Annotated in this window: 22 protein-coding genes and 1 tRNA gene; 13 read left to right on the forward strand and 10 right to left on the reverse strand. The window is 41.5% G+C overall.

The genetic code is table 11. The features are described from left to right. Position 1 precedes the first annotated feature (1 nt). Positions 2-484 carry a Cys-tRNA(Pro) deacylase gene (gene ybaK, locus EP58_RS12135; RefSeq protein WP_036093803.1) on the forward strand — a complete coding sequence of 161 codons (483 nt, stop codon included), beginning with the start codon at positions 2-4 and terminating at the stop codon, positions 482-484. 50 nt (positions 485-534) lie between these two features. Here ybaK and EP58_RS12140 read toward each other — a convergent pair. Then, a tRNA-Ser gene (locus tag EP58_RS12140) sits at positions 535-624 on the reverse strand. A 211-nt stretch (positions 625-835) separates the two neighbouring features. Between EP58_RS12140 and EP58_RS12145 the strand changes: the two genes are divergently transcribed. Beyond that, complete coding sequence (locus tag EP58_RS12145; protein WP_036093804.1) at positions 836-1,288, forward strand: hypothetical protein; 453 nt, start codon at positions 836-838, stop codon at positions 1,286-1,288. 60 nt (positions 1,289-1,348) lie between these two features. Here EP58_RS12145 and EP58_RS12150 read toward each other — a convergent pair whose 3' ends face one another. From EP58_RS12150 to EP58_RS12160, 3 genes are read right to left on the reverse strand one after another with little or no spacing between them, the layout of a single operon-like run. Continuing rightward, positions 1,349-1,762 carry a VOC family protein gene (locus EP58_RS12150; RefSeq protein WP_036093806.1) on the reverse strand — a complete coding sequence of 138 codons (414 nt, stop codon included), beginning with the start codon at positions 1,760-1,762 and terminating at the stop codon, positions 1,349-1,351. Between the two features lie 43 nt (positions 1,763-1,805). Next, entirely contained in the window at positions 1,806-2,447 is a 642-nt protein-coding gene (locus tag EP58_RS12155; protein WP_036093808.1) for a FusB/FusC family EF-G-binding protein, read from the reverse strand. A 2-nt stretch (positions 2,448-2,449) separates the two neighbouring features. Further along, a complete protein-coding gene (locus EP58_RS12160) occupies positions 2,450-3,025 on the reverse strand; it encodes a TetR/AcrR family transcriptional regulator (RefSeq protein WP_036093810.1) in 576 nt (191 codons plus the stop codon). A 150-nt stretch (positions 3,026-3,175) separates the two neighbouring features. On the opposite strand from EP58_RS12160, the gene EP58_RS12165 reads away from it, so the two are divergent. Together EP58_RS12165 and EP58_RS12170 are read left to right on the forward strand one after the other, a co-directional pair. Continuing rightward, positions 3,176-3,880: an AzlC family ABC transporter permease gene (locus tag EP58_RS12165; RefSeq protein ID WP_036093812.1), complete on the forward strand. Its 705-nt coding sequence runs from the start codon at positions 3,176-3,178 to the stop codon at positions 3,878-3,880. Then, a complete protein-coding gene (locus EP58_RS12170; protein ID WP_036093813.1) occupies positions 3,877-4,200 on the forward strand; it encodes an AzlD domain-containing protein in 324 nt (107 codons plus the stop codon). Before EP58_RS12165 ends, EP58_RS12170 begins: the two co-directional genes overlap by 4 nt. A 241-nt stretch (positions 4,201-4,441) precedes the next feature. On the opposite strand, the gene EP58_RS12175 is transcribed toward EP58_RS12170, so the two are convergent. Both EP58_RS12175 and EP58_RS12180 read right to left on the reverse strand, forming a co-directional pair. After that, complete coding sequence (locus EP58_RS12175) at positions 4,442-5,074, reverse strand: DUF1361 domain-containing protein (RefSeq protein ID WP_036093814.1); 633 nt, start codon at positions 5,072-5,074, stop codon at positions 4,442-4,444. A gap of 148 nt (positions 5,075-5,222) precedes the next feature. Further along, positions 5,223-5,687, reverse strand: a complete 465-nt coding sequence (locus tag EP58_RS12180; RefSeq protein WP_036093816.1) for a hypothetical protein — start codon at positions 5,685-5,687, stop codon at positions 5,223-5,225. Between the two features lie 163 nt (positions 5,688-5,850). On the opposite strand from EP58_RS12180, the gene EP58_RS12185 reads away from it, so the two are divergent. Then, a complete protein-coding gene (locus EP58_RS12185; RefSeq protein WP_036093817.1) occupies positions 5,851-6,774 on the forward strand; it encodes an alpha/beta fold hydrolase in 924 nt (307 codons plus the stop codon). A gap of 58 nt (positions 6,775-6,832) precedes the next feature. On the opposite strand, the gene EP58_RS12190 is transcribed toward EP58_RS12185, so the two are convergent. The 4 genes from EP58_RS12190 to EP58_RS12205 all read right to left on the reverse strand — a co-directional run bounded on the left by EP58_RS12190 (position 6,833) and on the right by EP58_RS12205 (position 10,710). Then, positions 6,833-8,080, reverse strand: a complete 1,248-nt coding sequence (locus tag EP58_RS12190) for a glutamate-5-semialdehyde dehydrogenase (RefSeq protein WP_036093819.1) — start codon at positions 8,078-8,080, stop codon at positions 6,833-6,835. Continuing rightward, entirely contained in the window at positions 8,077-8,904 is an 828-nt protein-coding gene (gene proB / locus EP58_RS12195) for a glutamate 5-kinase (protein ID WP_036093822.1), read from the reverse strand. Before proB ends, EP58_RS12190 begins: the two co-directional genes overlap by 4 nt. A gap of 105 nt (positions 8,905-9,009) precedes the next feature. Further along, positions 9,010-10,200, reverse strand: coding sequence for a PrsW family glutamic-type intramembrane protease (locus tag EP58_RS12200; protein ID WP_036093824.1), 1,191 nt, complete (start codon positions 10,198-10,200; stop codon positions 9,010-9,012). Positions 10,201-10,296: 96 nt separating this feature from the next. Next, a complete protein-coding gene (locus tag EP58_RS12205) occupies positions 10,297-10,710 on the reverse strand; it encodes a helix-turn-helix domain-containing protein (RefSeq protein ID WP_036093826.1) in 414 nt (137 codons plus the stop codon). Between the two features lie 149 nt (positions 10,711-10,859). Here EP58_RS12205 and EP58_RS12210 point away from each other — a divergent pair, with 149 nt between their 5' ends. The 8 genes from EP58_RS12210 (at position 10,860) to EP58_RS12245 (ending at position 18,659) form a co-directional block, all read left to right on the forward strand. Beyond that, entirely contained in the window at positions 10,860-11,075 is a 216-nt protein-coding gene (locus tag EP58_RS12210) for a helix-turn-helix domain-containing protein (RefSeq protein ID WP_036093828.1), read from the forward strand. 187 nt (positions 11,076-11,262) lie between these two features. Further along, on the forward strand, positions 11,263-12,216 hold the full coding sequence (locus EP58_RS12215; protein WP_036093831.1) for a hypothetical protein: 954 nt from the start codon (positions 11,263-11,265) through the stop codon (positions 12,214-12,216). Positions 12,217-12,334: 118 nt separating this feature from the next. Then, positions 12,335-13,630 (forward strand): trigger factor, encoded by a 1,296-nt coding sequence (tig, locus tag EP58_RS12220; protein ID WP_036093833.1) that lies wholly within the window; start codon positions 12,335-12,337, stop codon positions 13,628-13,630. Between the two features lie 467 nt (positions 13,631-14,097). Beyond that, positions 14,098-15,357: an ATP-dependent protease ATP-binding subunit ClpX gene (gene clpX, locus EP58_RS12225; protein WP_036093835.1), complete on the forward strand. Its 1,260-nt coding sequence runs from the start codon at positions 14,098-14,100 to the stop codon at positions 15,355-15,357. Positions 15,358-15,561: 204 nt separating this feature from the next. Beyond that, complete coding sequence (lepB, locus tag EP58_RS12230; protein ID WP_052164856.1) at positions 15,562-16,161, forward strand: signal peptidase I; 600 nt, start codon at positions 15,562-15,564, stop codon at positions 16,159-16,161. A gap of 298 nt (positions 16,162-16,459) precedes the next feature. Further along, a complete protein-coding gene (gene sipZ / locus EP58_RS12235) occupies positions 16,460-16,999 on the forward strand; it encodes a type I signal peptidase SipZ (RefSeq protein ID WP_036093838.1) in 540 nt (179 codons plus the stop codon). 12 nt (positions 17,000-17,011) lie between these two features. Continuing rightward, positions 17,012-17,905 carry a ribosome biogenesis GTPase YlqF gene (gene ylqF / locus EP58_RS12240; RefSeq protein ID WP_036093839.1) on the forward strand — a complete coding sequence of 298 codons (894 nt, stop codon included), beginning with the start codon at positions 17,012-17,014 and terminating at the stop codon, positions 17,903-17,905. Next, complete coding sequence (locus tag EP58_RS12245) at positions 17,880-18,659, forward strand: ribonuclease HII (protein ID WP_036093840.1); 780 nt, start codon at positions 17,880-17,882, stop codon at positions 18,657-18,659. Before ylqF ends, EP58_RS12245 begins: the two co-directional genes overlap by 26 nt. Positions 18,660-18,698: the final 39 nt, after the last annotated feature.

Consider the following 18,698-nt stretch of genomic DNA (forward strand, 5'->3'; position numbering starts at 1 on the left):
GATGAAAATACCGAAAACCAATGTCGGCAGAATTTTGGATCAGCGGAAAATACCGTACGAACTCTACCAAATTCCGTTTCAAGACAAGCATATGGATGCTGTGACGGTCGCGATGGATCTCGATTTACCGCCAGATAAAATCTACAAAACCCTCGTGACAAAAGGTGACAAAACAGGCGTCATTGTTGCATGCATTCCAGGAAATCAAGAACTCGATTTAAAACTACTAGCCAAGGCAAGCGAGAATAAAAAAATAGAGATGCTTCCGATGAAGGATTTAGAAAGTGTCACAGGATACATACGTGGCGGTTGTTCGCCGATTGGCATGAAGAAACTGTTTCCGACTTTTATCGCGGATGCTGCGGAATCACAAGACTGTATTTTGGTTTCGGCAGGCAAACGAGGCTTTCAAGTAGGGGTAAATCCACAAGCGTTGGCGCAAGTCGTGCAGGCGCAGTTTGTGGCGATTAGTCGAGATATGTAGGCAAAAAAAGATCCGAATCAAGTAGACTCGGATCTTTTTCATATTAATGAAGGAGGAAGAGGGATTCGAACCCCCGCGCGGTCTTACCCGCCTGTCGGTTTTCAAGACCGATCCCTTCAGCCAAACTTGGGTATTCCTCCATAAGCACAAGACTTATTGTATCACGATTTTTTTCGTTTGCCAATACCTAAATGAAAAAAATTTGCATAAATAGTAATCGCGAGGAAATGTATTCATTTTTGTAGGTGAGTAGAGACATTAATGATAATATACATGACAAAAAAACGTTGCATCTTGTAGCGAATAAAAGTACAATTAAGTTATGTCTTATAACCAAAAGGTGGCGCGTAAATGCATGAAAAGCTGATATCTAATGAGATTACGAAACTTTTTTCAAAGGAAATTTTCCGTTTTGCTGAGTTCTGGTTTGATAATTACTACACAACAGGTATTGACGACCTCGTTTTAGAAGAACATCCTGAATTCGTGCAACTTTACCGAACGACGATTGTCAAAACTGTATCGAGTGGCCTGCGAGGTATTGGTGGCGGTGGCTACTCTCAACTCGATTACTACAATCTCGGGAAAACAGAAGCACAGAACGGGCTAACAGCAGAAGATGCACTACGAAATCGCGATTCCTTCGAAGCGGCGATGGAAGCTTTTTTGCTAAAGCGTAAAAAAGAAGGCGCGATGGACGTGACCGAGCAAGAAATAAAGTATTATTTGGATGAACTAATTGCATTCCACGATACCATCATGCCGATTATTTTGCAGGGGTATAGTGATTATGCGAAGAAATAGCAAATAAGGAAGGAGAGTATTTATCGATTATCCATCGGCAAATATTCTCCTTCTGTTTTTTTAACCGTTAATCGCATTAGGGTCCATGTAAAGTACTTCCCACAAATGTCCATCAATATCTTGAAAACTCCAACTATACATAAATCCTTCATCCATCTTCTCGTTCGATGTCGTTCCGCCTGCCGCAAGAGCTTTCTCGACGAATTGGTCAACCTCCGCACGACTACTTACCGAAATCGACATAATCGCCTCCGTTATCGTTTTCGAGTCGGCGATAGATTTCTTCGTAAAGTTTTGGAAGAATTTCTCCACGAGCAACATCACGAACGCGCCCTCATTTACAATCATGCAGGTTGCGTTTTCATCTGTGAATTGCGGGTTAAATTCAAAGCCAAGCGCTGTGTAGAACGCGATCGATTTCTCTAAATCCGACACTGCTAAATTAACAAAAAGCAAATTTGGTTGTTCTGCCATCATTCATACCTCCTTTAATTTATCTTTATTAGTATACCCAGATTCAGGATTTCAACTCACGAATAAAAGCATCCAACCGATCCGTACTTTGCACATGCGCACTACAAACGAGGCTATCAGCGCAAATATATTGACCAATCGCGCGGAAATTATCTGTATTTCCTTTTGCCTTAATATCTGCTTTAAACAAACCGACACGCTCATTCTGATGGCAAAAAGCGCAGATTCCTTTCTTAGATACAGGAATAAAGTTGCCTTGAACACCAGTTAATTTCCCGTCATGATTAGCGATAATGAACTTCTTCTGAGCGCCGGTATCGTTCCACCCTAGAAATACAAGCCGTTCCATTTCCGCATCAGGCAGGGTAGGAGCCTTCAATTTCTTCGCTTTCGGAAACAATTTTTTCACCGTCATATCCGTCACAATAGGGAAGGGCAACAGAAACGCCTGCAACCGTTCGTCAAACTGAGCAAGTTCCTCCTCGGAATGAATATGAAAAATCTCCCCAATAAGCTGTTCCTGCTCAGGTTCCAATGATTCAAAAATTGCCTGAGCCTTATCAATACACGAGAACCGCAGCGCATTTTTAACCCCTTCATCGTTCGTGTTTTGCGCGCCATAAAAAGCATTCATCGCTTGTTTTAAAATAAAATGATAATTAGCATTCGTCATAAAAGCTTGCATTTTTACATCTCCTTCTGTGTCCCGTGGAAGAAAAACCGCTCCGTCAAAGCAACAATTTGATCTTCCAGGACGCCTTCTTTTAATAAATAGTCAAAAATAGCCGGATCGAACAAATGGATAAAATACGAAACTAAAAAGGGAGTAGGGTAAACCGGATCAATCAAACGCTGCGCCTGCAAGTGCTTAAACAAAACACCGAGTTCACCTAAAATATGTTCGAAAATCCGTACGAGTTCCGTTGTTCCCGTCATATCAGGCTTATTCCGCAGCACAAAAATAAAGTAAGGATTTCGAATAATCGTCCGAATCAATGTTTTCAATTTCATCAAACTATCGTCCACGTTAATCATCGTTTCCCGCATCATCTGCAAAAAATTCTGCGCATTGCGCTCCATGATACGCGCAATAATCGCATCTTTATTCGAAAAATGGTTATACAGCGTCCCTTTTGAAATCCCGACAGCAAGTGCGAGCTCATCCATATTCAGTTGATTGTCCGCCGTTTGGAATAACATATTTTCCGCCTGCGCTAGTATAAGTTGTTCTCGGTCGTACTTTTGCTGTTCCTTCCAATTCATTTAGAGGCCACCTTTAAACATTGAGTCATATTTTGACTTCGGAGTCATTTTTTAATATAGTATAAAACCAAACCGGCGAAATGTCAAGAAGTGCTAGTCATAAGCTCCAAAATTTGATAGGATAGTAGAAAAAGAAAAGGGGCGTGACAAATGTCAGATCAAACGGGGAATCTCACCTTCCAGCAAGGCGTGAAGGATTGCATTCCAACATTATTAGGTTACATAAGTATCGGTATAGCAGCGGGTGTTGCTGGCATTGCGGCGAATCTGAGTATTTTAGAAGTTACATTGCTGGCGATTTTTGTCTATGCAGGCGCGGCTCAATTCATTATTTGCGCCATGTTATTAACGAACAGCACCACATTAGCCATCATCGTCACAACATTTATCGTCAACTTCCGACATTTCCTGCTGGGTGCAACACTGGCACCACATTTTCAGAAAGACTCGATGCCAAAAAATATCGGAATCAGCCTCCTTGTCACAGATGAATCCTTTGGCGTAGCAGCGATGAAACTGGCGAAAAAAGAGCCCATTTACGCGTCATGGATGAACGGGTTAAACATAACCGCGTACCTCGTCTGGATTGCATCCTGCGCACTCGGAGCTCTGGTCGGTAAACTAATCCCAAATCCAGCCGTATTCGGTCTTGATTTCGCACTCACGGCTATGTTTGTCGCACTATTCGTATTCCAACTACAAAGTGTACCAAAATCAAAACTGCGTCACATCTCGTTTCTAATCCTATACATGCTTATTTTCATGATAGGCTTATCCTTCATCGTCTCAACAAACGTTGCCGTCGTGCTATCTACACTAATCGTTGCAACTATCGGGGTGGTGACTGATCGATGAGCATCAGCTATGGCTTTATTCTCATGCTACTAGGTTGTTCTCTCGTGACAGCTATCCCGCGAATGCTACCGTTTCTAGTCATGCGCAACATGCAGATTTCCGAGCCCGTTCTCAAATGGCTAAGCTACATTCCGCTCTGCATTTTCAGCGCGCTCATCATTGAAAGTTTCATGACAAACGGGGCAGAGGGCTTCCAGATTCACTGGCTAGAATTAGTTGCCGTCATCGCAACGCTTATTATCTCACTAATCACGCGAAGTCTGCTATGGACAGTTATTTTAGGCGTGGTCATAATGGCGCTATTTCGCCTCATTTTTTGACAGTTTTTGATGCAAAATACAATAAATCCTTGCATTATTTCCAAATCCGTGGTATTATAGATACCGTTGTTAAAATAACATTATCGGTGGCGGAATAGGTAGACGCATTTAGTTGCAAAGAACTTCGAAGCAAAGCAACATTAATAAAGTACATTTAAACAAGTTAAGATTTAAATATGAGTTTGTGTGGTGCAAATCCACACCCGATGTTCAATAAAAAGACTAGCGATTTCAACCATCGCTAGTCTTTTTTATGAGGAAATTTCAAAAACACAAGGTACACAATTGCTTGAATTACCATAAAACACACAACAAAGTAACCCATCTCATACGAAAACGCATCGATCATCTGCTGTATAGAATGAAGTGGTTCAGTAAATAGGTAAACAGAATGCAACCTCGCAAAGCGCCCCAAATAAATCGCGTATCCAGACAATGCCGAAATCCCCACAAACGTTGCCCAATAAACAAGTGCGCGCGTCGATTTACAACGAATCATCCACTCATCCAACATCCATTTGAGCGAAACGAACCCCGTATAAAGCCCGAAACAAACACCCACAGTCAGCGCAGTAAATCGCCCCCAAATATATGGATCACTCGAAAAAACACCGGTCCCAGCAACATTCACTCGTAACCCCTCCAAATGAAAGAAATCGGTCAACAAATACGGCGCATTCGGAAAGAACAGCAACCATAAAAAAGCAACCGGCCAAAATAGATAAGCTTTACGCTGTTTCCCATAAACAAAAGCTGCCAATTCAAGCGGAATATACGCCAATGATACATTCAAAATCATAAAGTAATACCCGTCCACAATAAACATAATATACAATAAGTATATCACAAAGAAAGCTCTACACCATTTCATCATACAAAGTCATTCCTCCTCTACATAGCTTACCAATCCGAGCAGTCCAAAAACATCGATGTGCATGACAAAACAGGTTTTTGACGTGACAAAATTGTAATATAAGCATAAAAAAGAACGGTAGCAATAGAAAAACCACCGTTCGTAATTATTATACCGTTAATGAAACCAAAAGGATATCTTTTTTCAAGATATCTAAAAATGGTAATTTCACGCGTGTATCCAAGCAATAAGCATTATATAGAACTGGTTTTAAAGCCGTTTTTGTGTTGTCAATCGTACCGATAAAGCGATTAATTTCTTGATACAGTGTCTCAGGATGTTTCAACGAGGCGATTTTTGCATCAATTCGATTCTGACTGACATTCACATTCGAAACTTTAATAGCCTCATCAAAATCGTCATTAATCGATTCACGAGTCAACTCGACCTGCGTATAGCCATTGTCCGCCCAATCAATCTCAAGAATGTGACAATCGTCCAAAATCAAGAAATCACCAGTCCAAAGCTTGCCGTCTATTTCCACGACCATCCGAGTGTTGGCAAAAAGCTCCTTGTTACCATATTTCTTCAAAACATAGTCAAACATTTGTAAATGCGCGATATCATTTGTCATGTTAACATCTCCTTCATGCCTCTATTTTAACATGTTGTGATTATGTGAACAAGTGTTAAAAGTGCTAAATAACGCAAAAAAAAACGAAATCAGCGAGTAGCATATTTGGGAATTCTAGAATGACTCATGTATAATGGAATTATATGAGAAGAGGAGGGGTACGATGCATACAGAAGTGAAGGTAGAAACGCATGACCAATTATCGTTACACGTACATATTTGGGAGAAAGTCGCAGAACCAATCGGCATTGTGCAAATTATTCATGGCATGGCAGAGCACGGTGCGAGATATAGCCAGTTCGCGGAATATTTAAACACACAAGGATTTATCGTGATTGCCGATGATCATCGCGGCTTTGGTAAGAGTGCGGAGGATGCTACGAAACTTGGACATCTCCCTTTTCCAGACGGATTTGAGGCGATGGTGGCGGACGAAGAAGTAGTGGCGACCTTTATCAAAGCACGTTACCCGAATCTTCCGCATCTTCTTTTTGGCCACAGCATGGGGAGTTTTGTCACGCGTGTGTTGATTACGAGATATAACGTGGACGCAGCGATTTTGGCAGGAAGCGGCTTGCAACCAGACCCACTTTTGAAATCAGGGTTGTTCTATGCCAAACTACGCGCACAAAAAAATGACACCAAACGTAGCAAAATCCTGCATAAATTATCATTTTACGGCTTCAATCGTGAATTTATCGCGGAAAAGCACCCATTTAGCTGGCTTTCTCGGGATAAGGCGGTGCATGAAGAATACATGGAGGATCCGTTTGGCGGGCAGGTTGTCGGCTCACTCGGCTTCTACCATAGTTTGCTTCGAGGTGTCGAGCAGTCGCAAAATCCGGAAACAATCTTGAAAACGCCAAAAAACCTCCCATTACTGCTTATTTCAGGAAGCAAAGATCCAGTTGGACACCTTGGCAAAGATGTGCCGAAATTAGCCGTGAAATTTGAAAAAGCAGGGGTGCAAGATGTGACGTTAAAAATATACGAAGACGCGCGTCATGAGCTGACAAATGAGATTAATAAAGAGCAGGTTTTTGAAGATGTCGCTTCTTGGTATAAAAAATATGTAGCGACTAAATAATAGCAAAAACAGCAAATCAACTCGTTTAAAGAGTTATCGATTTGCTGTTTTATTTATCTTATTCGCGTATTTGGCCTTCACCGTAAATGATGTATTTCGTCGATGTCAACTCGTTTAAGCCCATTGGACCGCGAGCGTGTAGTTTTTGAGTGCTGATGCCAATTTCTGCGCCGAAGCCGAATTCGAAACCGTCTGTGAATCGCGTGGAGGCATTGACGTAAACCGCCGCGGCATCGACTTGCTGCAAGAATTTTTGACTTGTGAAGTAGTTATCTGTAACGATAGCTTCGGAATGCTTGGTTCCATACTTGTTAATGTGAGCAATTGCAGCATCTACGTTTGGCACCACTTTAATCGCTAAAATATAATCCGCATATTCCGTTTCCCAGTCAAGTTCAGTCGCTGGAATCACATCAGAAATGATGCTTGCGACTGCTTCATCGCCACGAATCTCAACATTTTCTGCACGGAGTCGGGAAACGATTGTTGGCAGAAAATCACGGGCAACAGCTTCATGAATCAAGAGCGTTTCGGCAGCGTTGCAAACAGAAGGGCGGCTGGCTTTGGCGTTAACGATGATTTTCGTCGCCATTTCTTGCTGGGCCGCGCTATCAATATACACGTGACAATTACCCGTCCCGGTTTCGATAACAGGGACCGTTGCATTCTCAAGGACAGCTTGGATTAACCGAGCGCTACCACGTGGAATCAGAACATCGAGATAGGCGTTTAGCTTCATGAGCTGTTGCGCGGTGTCTCGTGATGTGTCTTCCACAATTTGCACAGCATCCGCAGGGAATCCAGAGCTAGCCAGCGAATCGCGAATCACGCGTACGAGGGCAAGATTGGAATGGAAAGCCTCACTTCCGCCGCGAAGAATGGTCGCGTTTCCTGTTTTGAAGCAAAGAACTGCTGCATCCACTGTAACGTTTGGCCGTGATTCGTAAATGATGCCAATCACGCCAAGCGGTACGCGTTGTTTCCCGATAGTTAATTCGGCTTCGTTTTTCCACATATGCATGACTTCGCCGATAGGATCAGCGAGTGCCGCGACTTGTTTCACACCTTCCGCGATGTCTACAATGCGTTCTGGCGTTAAGCGCAACCGATCAAGCATGGCGTCCCGGATACCATTGTCCGATGCGGCAGCTAAATCTTTCTCGTTAGCCGCTAAAATAGTAGCAGTATTCGCGACTAAAGACACGGCAAGCGATTGCAAGGCCTCATTTTTCGCCTTCGTTTTTGCTTGTGCGAGTATCAATGCCGTTGCCTTCGCTTGTTTCCCTTTTAGAATGAGTTCAGTCATCGTTTCGTTTCCCCCTTCACGAGATCCTTCGTAGCAAATAAAGTTCCCACTGGATCGCCATTCATAATATCAAAAATAGTACCCGGATTATTCCCGTTTGTTAGCACCATTTTCCCACCGTTTTTCAAAACTCTTTCAGCAGCGGCGAGCTTAGTCAACATACCACCAGTGCCAAATTCGGAGCCCTTTCCACCAGCTAAGGCTTGTAGTTCCGGCGTGATTTGGTTGATTTCGGTAAACATGGTCGAGTCGGGATTTTCATTCGGATTACTATCATAAAAACCGTCAATATCCGACAACATAATCAGTAAATCGGCTTGAATAACCTCGGCCACAATCGCAGACAATCGGTCGTTATCGCCGAATTTTGTAAGGTGCTCAATCTCTTCAATCGCAACCGTATCATTTTCATTGACGATAGGCACGATTTCGTTTTCGAGTAACTTATTGAATGTATTAATCACGTTTTTGCGGCTGACAGGATAATCGATGACATCACGAGTCAGCAGAACTTGCCCAACCGTATGCCCATATTCACCGAAAAACTTACTATAAATATGCATCAGTTCACTTTGCCCGACCGCTGCAATCGCTTGCTGTTCAGGAATCGTAGTAGGGCGTGTGGCTAATTGCAGTTTATGACAGCCAACGCCGATCGCGCCAGAAGAAACGAGCACGACTTCCTTCCCTTCATTAGAAAGGTCGCTGAGAACCATCGCTAATTTTTCAATAGTTCGTAAATTTATATTGCCATTTGGATACATGAGCGTACTAGTTCCAACTTTAATGACAATTCGCTTGCAGTTCTTTAAAGATGTACGCATAGAACGAGTCTCCTTTTTAAGTCGAATTATATTCCATTCATTGTACACTATTTCGGCGCACAAAAAAACCCATTCTATCAAAAAAAGATAGAACAGGTCGCAAATTTACGCTTTTGCAGGCTTTTTACCTGAGATTTGGCGTAAACCTTTATTGATAAGCGAGAAGATAACAACCCAAACAACAACGATAAGTAAAATTTGTTTGAATGCAATCTGTGGTAGCGGATTCCAAGGACAATCCCAAAGGAAATGAAGACCAATCGGGATAATGAATAGGCTAAGGAATCTGCCCGTGAAGATATGGCGTATTTGGAGCTTCGGATCGGAGCCTTTTGCAATCATAAGTGCGGCACCAGAAATGGCTGCCCAGACCACATGTCCACCGATAGACTGCCAACCACGAGAGAAAATAATGCTTAACATCGTATCGCCGGCAAATTGGAGATTTTTAAATACCGCTGCGGCTTCGATACTGTAATTAAACGCATAACCGAGAGATTCAAAGGCCGCAAAACCTGCCCCAACAGCAGCCCCGATAAGTAAACCATTCAAAATATATTTTGGCTTCAGTGCCACAATAAAGAGGGCGACGATGACCATTTTACCCGTCTCTTCAATGATTCCGACCAAGAATGCGTTAAAATAGTTCAGTTTTCCAACAGGGATTAAATCGTATAGAATCAGCGTGGCAACGAGTGCCGCGACACCACCGATAAAAAACATTTTCAAAACATCGAAGAAACTAATATTCCGCGGCGCATTGATTTCAAAAAATAGCACAAGCACTGAAAACGGCATCGTAAATGACCCAATAACCATCAAGCCAGGAATCGTATTCGAATTAGAAAAAATATAAGTACAAGCGAGCAATAAGAAATATGTGATAGCTAGCGCGAAAAATACACGAGAGAACAGGAACGGTCTCGTCCACGAAGATGCAATATCTCCCTCTTTCGGCGTTGTGTAAGTGGTACCTGCGATAAAGACTTTCTCACTATCTGACTTAGGATGCTTTTTAAACACATCCGCAAAAATATCGCCTAAACCTAAATGTTGTACCCCATTTTTTTCGTGTGGGTGGTGATTGACATCTTTCTTAGGGCCTTTTGGAGCGTCATGCGGTTCGTGAATAGTATGGAAAATCGGGCTATCCTTTAAAAGCAGCCATTCTCCGCTTTCCTCTTGCTTCACTCGCGTTTCGGCAGTTAATTCCTTTCTTTTGTATAGTGTTCTGAGTTCGTAATCTGTTAATGGACCAATTGTCTTGTCATTTTTTTGAAAATACCAATGAGACAAATGGATCGCCTCCCTTATTTATATTTATATTTATAGTCTTTACCTATTTCCACAAAAAGAATAGGTTGAAACTTAATATATATAGAAAAAGCGATTTTAGTTGCCCTTGCGAAGTTCGGTATTGAGGCTTTGCGCCTGATTTAACAGAAATATAATTGTATCGTCAATAAACTTAACAACTTCAGGGCGAATGGGTTTCGCATCGAGCCGCATATTTTCTTCAAAACGGAGGTCTTGCCTTATTTGTTCTAATGTTTTCGCGATATCAGGATGTTTTTCTATCTCGCTTGGCTTATAGTCAGAATCATTTTTTTGACCGATCAGATAATCAACAGAAACATCAAATAGCATAGAAATATGGCGTAACATCTCAATGTCGGGCTCTCTGATGCCGTACTCCCAGTTACCGTATGTAGATACCGCGTTAAGACCGAGTCGTCTTGCCGTCTCTGCTTTCGTCCAACCTTTCTGTTCTCTTAAAATAGTTAATCGATGACTTAGTTTTGGCATTTAATCACTCCTTTTAGAAGATATTATATCACAACTTACACAATACAGCTATTTTATTACACGTAATGACTTGTATCGATTTGACAGTAACTATTAGAGTTGATATTATGGTTTTATAAACACAAATTGAGTAGAATGGAGAGATACACATGAAAGCAACTGCAGACAAGAAAATCAATTGGGCGAAAGTGAGAAAGAGAAGAGAATCTTTAGGCATTTCGCAAGCGTTTATTTCAAGAAAAATGGGATATAAATACAGTAGCGGTTACTCCAACCTGGAGAAAGGGATGGTACGATTAACGGCAGAAAAAGCAGCGGTTCTGGCAGAAATTTTGCGTTGTAAACAAGAAGATTTTTTCAAATAAATCCCTTCAAAACGTGGCGATATGTCACGTTTTTTGTGTGTCAATAGAAATAAAACAAAAAAAGAATATCAACTAGACGGGAAATCGTGTAAAATGGAATCAAATGGAGACGTGCGCGTGAAAGATACAAAGCTTACAGGTTGCGCGTCATTAAAAATGGACTTATTCTGTGAGGAGTTTTTTGGCGATGAAGGGATCAGATATTATTTTTCCTACTATTGTAGAGATGTTTTTAAAAGGTGGCATCACGATTCTTGGCGAAGAAGAGGAATATGTAGTGCAGAAATTTTTGGAACAAGCCTATGTGGAGCAGCCGTGTAATGAGGCGGTTGTTTATGCATTAATTAAATTTTACAATGCGAAACAGATGTTTGAGGAAGCGAGAGAAGTTGGACAGGCTTTCTTGATGATGGATGGCTACAACAAGGCAATATTAGGTGAGCTATCGGCTACATTCTTATCGCTGAACGAGATGGATACGTATTTCAGTTTGGTGAAGCAACATCTGGATAAAGAATCGCAGCTGGACACTATCGAAACGAGTGGCGCTGAGGAAGCGAGTAATGTAATTCCATTTCCGAAAAAAATCAAGCCGAGACGGAGTGTCACGAATTTTCTAGAATGGGGTACGGCGGAGCAATTGGAATTTTTGCAACAGGCAAGATTTCATGATGTTGAGCCTTACTTAGAGCCATTCGCTTTATTCTTAAAAGATGCAACGACCTCTCCATTCGTGAAATCGATGATATTTGAGCTTTTACAAGAAAAGAAAGTGGATGCCGTTTTCTTAGTGAAGAAGGTGGGCATGGAGGAACAGGTGAATCCTAGTAAAATTCCGCTTTTGACTAGTGATCCGTTTATAGAAGAATTGATTGAAAAATTAACAAGGCGATGGGAACATACAAATCCGAGTCTTTTAGAACAGTTGTTAGTCATTGTGCAACAACACGTATTTGTCATGTATCCATTCCGGTTTCCATCTGAGAATACTGAGCTTTGGAGTGAGGCGTACAGCAAGTGGTTATCGCAAATGTACGGCGAAATCTGGCGAGATAATGCGGATTTAAGCCATGAAGAACTAATGGAAGCAACTCAGTTTATCGAGAAAATGGAGCAGGCACAGCAAAATTATCTGCTTTAACCAGAGGATTGTAGTTTTCAAGTCGATAAGTTTTATGGTATTATGTATGAGTGCGACTGAAATCAGTATTGAGGAATCAAGACTAATAACCAGTAAATAGATGTATGGAGGGAATACCATGTCAGTAAAATGGGAAAAAAAAGAAGGTAATGTTGGTACATTAACTTTCGAAATCGATCAAGATCAAATCAAAGTAGGAATGGACAAAGCGTTCCAAAAAGTTCGTAAAAATCTAAACGTACCAGGCTTCCGTAAAGGGAAAGTGCCGCGTCAAATTTTTAACCAACGTTTTGGTGAAGAAGCATTGTACCAAGATGCATTAGATATCATGTTGCCAGAAGTTTACGCAGCTGCTATTGAAGAATCTGGAATTGATCCAGTGGACAACCCGCAAATCAATGTAGAATCAATGGAAAAAGATGCTGCTTGGGTATTAACAGCAGAAGTTACTGTGAAACCTGAAGTGAAACTTGGCGACTACAAAGGCGTTGAAGTAGAAGCACGCGATGCGAAATTAACAGACGAAGAAGTGGATGCTGAGCTTAAGAGCATGCAAGAACGTCAAGCAGAATTAGTAGTCCGTGAAGATGCTCCAGCTGAGGATGGCGATACAGTTATTCTTGATTTTGAAGGATTTAAAGACGGTGTTGCTTTTGAAGGCGGCCAAGCAGACAATCACTCATTAGAACTTGGATCAGGTTCATTCATCCCAGGTTTTGAAGAGCAAGTGGTTGGTTTGAAAGCTGGTGAAGAAAAAGATATCGAATTAACATTCCCAGAAGAATACCACGCAGAAGATCTTGCTGGTCAAGCGGTCGTATTCAAAATCAAAGTACACGAAGTTAAAACAAAAGAAGTTCCAGAACTTGACGATGAGCTTGCAAAAGACATCGACGAAGAAGTGGAAACTCTTGCTGAATTGAAAGAAAAAGTAACAAAACGCTTACAAGAAGCAAAAGAAGAGAGCGTTGTGCAAGCGAAACAAAATGATGCGATTGCAAAAGCGGTAGAAAATGCAGAAGTGGAAATTCCACATGCAATGGTTCACCACGAAGCAGATCACATGATGAACCACTTTGCGCAAGATTTACAAGCACAAGGATTAACTCCTGAGCTTTACTATCAATTCACTGGTCAAACAGAAGAAGCGATGCATGCACAAATGGAAACTGACGCTGAAAAACGCGTAAAAACTAACCTAGTTCTTGAAGCAATTGCTGAAGCTGAGGGCATCACGCCAACAGAAGCAGACATTGACGAAGAAGTAAAAACACTTGCTGACAAATACAGCATGGAAGTAGACGCAGTTCGTGCAGCATTAGGCGATATGAACGAATTGAAATCTGACCTTAAAATCCGTAAAGCAATCGATCTTTTAGTAGAAAATGCTAAAGAAGTAAAAGCAGCGGAATAATTTTTAGGAAGCAAGACAATTCACTAGTATGTTTAGGAGAGGGCATGAGTTTATAACTTGTGCCCTTTTGTTGCGCCGCTTATGACGTTGCTTTCTGAATTAGAGGCCGCAATATGAGTGCGAGCATTCGTTCCATAAACTTGTTTGAGCGTTGTTTTTACGGCAATTAAGGACTAAATCAGAGGAATCCACTGTGGAGAAACAGGACTTCATCAAGTACAAAAATACCATCCTTAAGCCACTATTTATCACAAGCTCATCAAAATACCCAACTGTTCAAGCTTCTTATAAAGCACGCATTTTTTCCAAATCAAAACCTCAACACGCATACAAACAAAGCAAGTATGCAACCTACTCAATGTTTCTTAATAGCATTTCTCACAAACTAGTGATATGATAAACAGACATAAGCTTGTTTTATAAGGCATTACGCTTATGAAAACACTTAATTAGAAGGGGTGAAAACCTTGTTCAAATTTAATGACGAAAAGGGAACGTTGAAATGTTCTTTTTGTGGCAAAACACAAGACCAAGTGCGCAAATTAGTTGCAGGACCTGGCGTGTATATTTGTGACGAGTGCATCGAATTATGTAACGAAATTATTGAAGAAGAGCTAAATGTGTCTGAATTTGTGGACTTTGGCGATGTGCCGAAACCTCAAGAGATTCGCCGCATTTTAAGTGATTACGTTATCGGTCAAGACCGTGCGAAAAAAGCATTGGCTGTGGCGGTTTACAATCACTATAAGCGCATCAATTCTAACGAAAAAGCAGACGATGCTGTGGAACTATCTAAGAGCAATATCTGCCTAATCGGACCAACTGGTAGCGGTAAAACATTGCTAGCACAGACGTTGGCTAGACTTTTGAACGTGCCATTTGCCATTGCAGATGCTACGAGTCTGACAGAAGCTGGTTACGTTGGTGAAGATGTCGAAAATATTCTGCTGAAACTGCTTCAAGCGGCTGATTTTGATGTAGAACGTGCTGAAAAAGGTATTATCTACATTGATGAAATCGATAAAGTAGCGCGAAAATCAGAGAATCCATCTATTACGCGTGATGTTTCCGGTGAAGGTGTGCAACAAGCCTTGCTGAAAATTCTTGAAGGAACGGTTGCAAGTGTTCCTCCACAAGGCGGGCGCAAGCATCCACATCAAGAATTTATCCAAATCGACACAGGCAATATCCTGTTTATCGTCGGTGGTGCTTTTGATGGCGTTGAACAAATCGTTAAAAATCGTCTCGGTGAAAAAGTCATCGGATTCGGAACAGAAAACGAGCAATTAAAAGAAGATGAAACGTATCTTTCTAAAGTTGTTCCCGAAGATTTACTGAAATTCGGTCTAATTCCTGAATTTATCGGACGTTTACCGGTTATTGCAACATTAGAGCAATTGGATGAAGAGACACTAATCTCGATTTTGACAGAGCCAAAAAATGCTCTTGTGAAACAATACCAAAAAATGTTAGAACTTGATGACGTCGAACTTGAATTTACAGCAGAAGCTTTATCAGAGATTTCCAAAGAAGCGATTGCTCGTAAAACGGGAGCACGTGGTCTTCGCTCGATTATTGAGCATATTATGTTGGAAGTTATGTTTGAGATTCCTTCCCGTGATGATATCAAGAAATGTATCATTACGAAAGAAGCCGTTACTGGTGACGCTGAGCCACAATTACAGTTAGAAGACGGTTCTATTATCCCAATTAAAACATCCGCTTAATGGAATGGAAAACGCTAAGTCCAGATGATGGATTTTAGCGTTTTTCTTTTTGGGAATGGGGTAAACAGTAGGTAGGAAAGCAAGTGTATATTAGAAATGGATTAGAATTACTCTAGCACAGTATATTTTGCTGTTTTTTTCAAAGCGTTTCATGCTATACTTTAACTTGTGTTTAGTAGTAATTGTAGAGAGGAACTAGAGGATATGGATAGTGAGACTAATGAGACTAAAAAAACTGGTCGTGGCAAAGGTAAGGCAATATGGGGTTGGGTTCAGGTAATCCTTGTGGCCGTTATACTTTCCATGGCGCTCCGCTATTTTGTGATTTCACCAGTTACAGTATTTGGGGATTCTATGTACCCAACGTTGCATGATGGAGAGCACTTATTTATTAATAAAGTAACAGGTCCAGATCGATTTGATATTATTGTATTCCCAGCACCTGACGAGAAGGATACGGAATACATCAAACGCGTGATTGGATTGCCAGGAGATACAGTGGAGTACAAGCAAGATCAACTGTATATAAATGGTAAAAAATATGACGAACCATACTTAGATGAAGCAAAAAAAGACCTTTCTAATGGTTATTTAACGACATTAAATGATGGTGCGCAAGGTAATCCTAACTTCTCCTTAGCCACAATTCCAGCGTGTGGAGGGGCTACGAAGGTACCAGAGGGCAAATTGTTCGTGCTAGGTGATAATCGCCCTATAAGTAAAGATAGTCGCTATATTGGCTTTATTGACGAGGACAAAGTACTAGGAAAAGTCATTTCGTTCGGAAAGTCGTTGCAAAAATAAGGAACTAAGTAGAATATCTCTAATCTTATTTGTGGTAAGAGTTTAATTTTGCTATAAAAAAATCGAGCGAGAGCGTTTGTATTCAGAGAGTTTGGTGAAAGCCGGAAGCGGAGCGTACGACTGTACGTGAGAACCGGAAGTTCGCCAAACTCTCTGAATGCGAGCGCTTTTCGCCGATTTATTTGGGTTATGGACCAGACCCAAGCTTTTTTTTTATTATTAGTGTATACTTAGAACTATAAAAAAATTAAGTCAGAAGGGTGATAAGTCTAGCAAGAGGTTTAGGGGAGATGGGATTTTGAACGAAAAGAATTTAAAATTATTATGGAGTTGGACCTGGGCGATTGTGCTGGGCCTATTTCTAACGATACTTATCCGTTTCTACTTTTTTGTGCCTGTCATGGTAGACGGTTCTTCGATGATGCCGACGCTGCATGATGGAGATCGGGTCATTATTAATCGCTTTGGAAATGTGAATCGCTTCGACGTGATTATTTTTAAAGATGATAATAGAGAGTATGTGAAGCGTGTGATAGGCGTACCTGGCGATAAGATAGTGTATAAGAATGATGAGCTATTTATCAATGGAAAAAAGCAGGATGAGCCGTATCTGGATACGTATAAAAAACAACTAGGAAACGCATTATTAACAGATGATTTTAGTACAGAAGACATGATTTCAGGAGGCGTTGTGCCAAAAGGAACGGTTTTCGTGTTAGGTGATAATCGCCGTGCAAGTAAGGATAGTCGGATTATGGGACCGATTCCAGAGTCGAAAATACTTGGAACAACCCCGATTTGCTATTGGCCACTGGAGCACGCGAAGTTTATTCGATAAAAGGAGTTTATTATGACAATACAATGGTTTCCGGGTCATATGGCAAAAGCCCGTCGTGAAGTAACAGAGAAATTGAAGTTGGTGGATGTGATTTTTGAATTGGTGGATGCGAGGATTCCTTATTCTTCGTCTAATCCGATGCTTGAGGAGATTATTCACCAGAAAAGACGCGTGATTATTTTAAATAAAGCAGATACAGCCGATGAGAAAGTGACGCAGGAATGGATTGATCATTTTGCGGAACGCGGATTGCCAGCGGTCGCTGTGAACGCACAAGAAGGGAAAGGGATGCATAAAATCGAACGGGCTGCCGAAGCGTTGATGGCGGAGAAATTTGAACGTCAGCGTAGCCGTGGTATGAAACCGAGAGCGATTCGGGCAATGATTTTAGGGATTCCAAACGTTGGGAAATCGACGTTGATTAACCGTCTTGTGAAGAAGAATATTGCGAAAACTGGGAATAAACCAGGCGTGACGAAAGCGCAGCAGTGGATTAAAGTTGGGAAAACGTTGGAGCTACTTGATACTCCGGGAATTTTATGGCCGAAATTTGAAGATCAGCGTGTTGGTTATAAGTTGGCGCTTACAGGTGCAATCAAAGATGATTTGCTACATATGGAAGATATCGCTGGGTTTGGCTTGCGCTTTTTAGAGGAACATTATCCGGAAAAACTGCATCAATGGCTGCAAATTGAGACTTTGCCTGAGGAAACGACGGAGGTCCTGGCGATGATTGCAGAACGGCGCGGTATTTATGATCGCTATCGTGATCCTGATTATTCGCGTGCGGCTGAATTACTAGTGAGAGAGATGCGCCAAGAGAAAATGGGCCGCGTTTCCTTTGATTTTCCAAGTGATTTGATAGTGGAGGACGATGAAAATGGCGGAGAAGCTAGCGATAATTAAAGAACGATTGCAATCTGTGACTTCTGAGGCGGATCCGTTTTTTCAAGAATGCCTTTTAGATGAGCGTAAGGGTGTTGCCAAATTAGTCGCTACGTTTCGGCGTGAACAGGCGAAAAAAGAGGCGCTCCTTGTTCAGTTAGAAGCGATGAAATACTATGAAAATGAGGCCAGAGCTAAGGGGTTTCAAGTCATCGCCGGAATCGATGAGGTTGGGCGTGGGCCGCTTGCTGGGCCAGTAGTTGCTGCTGCGGTGGTGTTGCCGGCTGATTTTGATGTCGTTGGCGTCAATGATTCGAAGCAGTTGAATGAGGCGAAGCGTGACCAATTATATGACACGATTCTAGAAAAGGCACTGGCTGTCGGTATAGGTGTTAAATCGCATGAGGTCATTGATGATGTCAATATTTATGAAGCCACTAAATTAGCGATGGCAGAGGCTGTTGATTCATTATCTTTGAAACCAGATTTCTGTCTGATTGACGCGATGCCTTTGAAACATTGTGAACATGAGTTGTCCCTGATCAAAGGGGATAGCAAAAGCGTATCAATCGCAGCAGCATCTATTGTTGCAAAAGTAACTCGCGATAGAATGATGGCATCATTTGATGAGGAATTTCCTGGATATGGTTTTGCGAAGAATATGGGTTATGGGACGAAAGCACATCTGGATGGTCTTGAGAAACAAGGAGTATGTCCTATTCACCGCTTGACTTTTGCGCCAGTGAAAAATATTTTTTTAGGCACTAAAAGCTAGTTGAAAAAGCAGTAACAACGATAGAAATTATCTTTTAAA

The organism is Paenilisteria newyorkensis (genome assembly GCF_000766145.1).
Taxonomy (GTDB): domain Bacteria; phylum Bacillota; class Bacilli; order Lactobacillales; family Listeriaceae; genus Listeria_A; species Listeria_A newyorkensis.

Excerpts from the sequence above, each read along its gene's own strand:
- ylqF (WP_036093839.1), top strand. The coding sequence starts at position 17,012 with ATGACAATACAATGGTTTCCGGGTCATATGGCAAAAGCCCGTCGTGAA.
- EP58_RS12150 (WP_036093806.1), bottom strand. The coding sequence starts at position 1,762 with ATGGCAGAACAACCAAATTTGCTTTTTGTTAATTTAGCAGTGTCGGAT.
- EP58_RS12165 (WP_036093812.1), top strand. The coding sequence starts at position 3,176 with ATGTCAGATCAAACGGGGAATCTCACCTTCCAGCAAGGCGTGAAGGAT.
- EP58_RS12205 (WP_036093826.1), bottom strand. The coding sequence starts at position 10,710 with ATGCCAAAACTAAGTCATCGATTAACTATTTTAAGAGAACAGAAAGGT.
- EP58_RS12160 (WP_036093810.1), bottom strand. The coding sequence starts at position 3,025 with ATGAATTGGAAGGAACAGCAAAAGTACGACCGAGAACAACTTATACTA.
- EP58_RS12185 (WP_036093817.1), top strand. The coding sequence starts at position 5,851 with ATGCATACAGAAGTGAAGGTAGAAACGCATGACCAATTATCGTTACAC.
- EP58_RS12210 (WP_036093828.1), top strand. The coding sequence starts at position 10,860 with ATGAAAGCAACTGCAGACAAGAAAATCAATTGGGCGAAAGTGAGAAAG.
- lepB (WP_052164856.1), top strand. The coding sequence starts at position 15,562 with ATGGATAGTGAGACTAATGAGACTAAAAAAACTGGTCGTGGCAAAGGT.
- ybaK (WP_036093803.1), top strand. The coding sequence starts at position 2 with ATGAAAATACCGAAAACCAATGTCGGCAGAATTTTGGATCAGCGGAAA.
- EP58_RS12190 (WP_036093819.1), bottom strand. The coding sequence starts at position 8,080 with ATGACTGAACTCATTCTAAAAGGGAAACAAGCGAAGGCAACGGCATTG.
- proB (WP_036093822.1), bottom strand. The coding sequence starts at position 8,904 with ATGCGTACATCTTTAAAGAACTGCAAGCGAATTGTCATTAAAGTTGGA.
- EP58_RS12155 (WP_036093808.1), bottom strand. The coding sequence starts at position 2,447 with ATGCAAGCTTTTATGACGAATGCTAATTATCATTTTATTTTAAAACAA.
- EP58_RS12145 (WP_036093804.1), top strand. The coding sequence starts at position 836 with ATGCATGAAAAGCTGATATCTAATGAGATTACGAAACTTTTTTCAAAG.
- EP58_RS12170 (WP_036093813.1), top strand. The coding sequence starts at position 3,877 with ATGAGCATCAGCTATGGCTTTATTCTCATGCTACTAGGTTGTTCTCTC.
- EP58_RS12180 (WP_036093816.1), bottom strand. The coding sequence starts at position 5,687 with ATGACAAATGATATCGCGCATTTACAAATGTTTGACTATGTTTTGAAG.
- tig (WP_036093833.1), top strand. The coding sequence starts at position 12,335 with ATGTCAGTAAAATGGGAAAAAAAAGAAGGTAATGTTGGTACATTAACT.
- EP58_RS12175 (WP_036093814.1), bottom strand. The coding sequence starts at position 5,074 with ATGATGAAATGGTGTAGAGCTTTCTTTGTGATATACTTATTGTATATT.
- EP58_RS12215 (WP_036093831.1), top strand. The coding sequence starts at position 11,263 with ATGAAGGGATCAGATATTATTTTTCCTACTATTGTAGAGATGTTTTTA.
- EP58_RS12245 (WP_036093840.1), top strand. The coding sequence starts at position 17,880 with ATGGCGGAGAAGCTAGCGATAATTAAAGAACGATTGCAATCTGTGACT.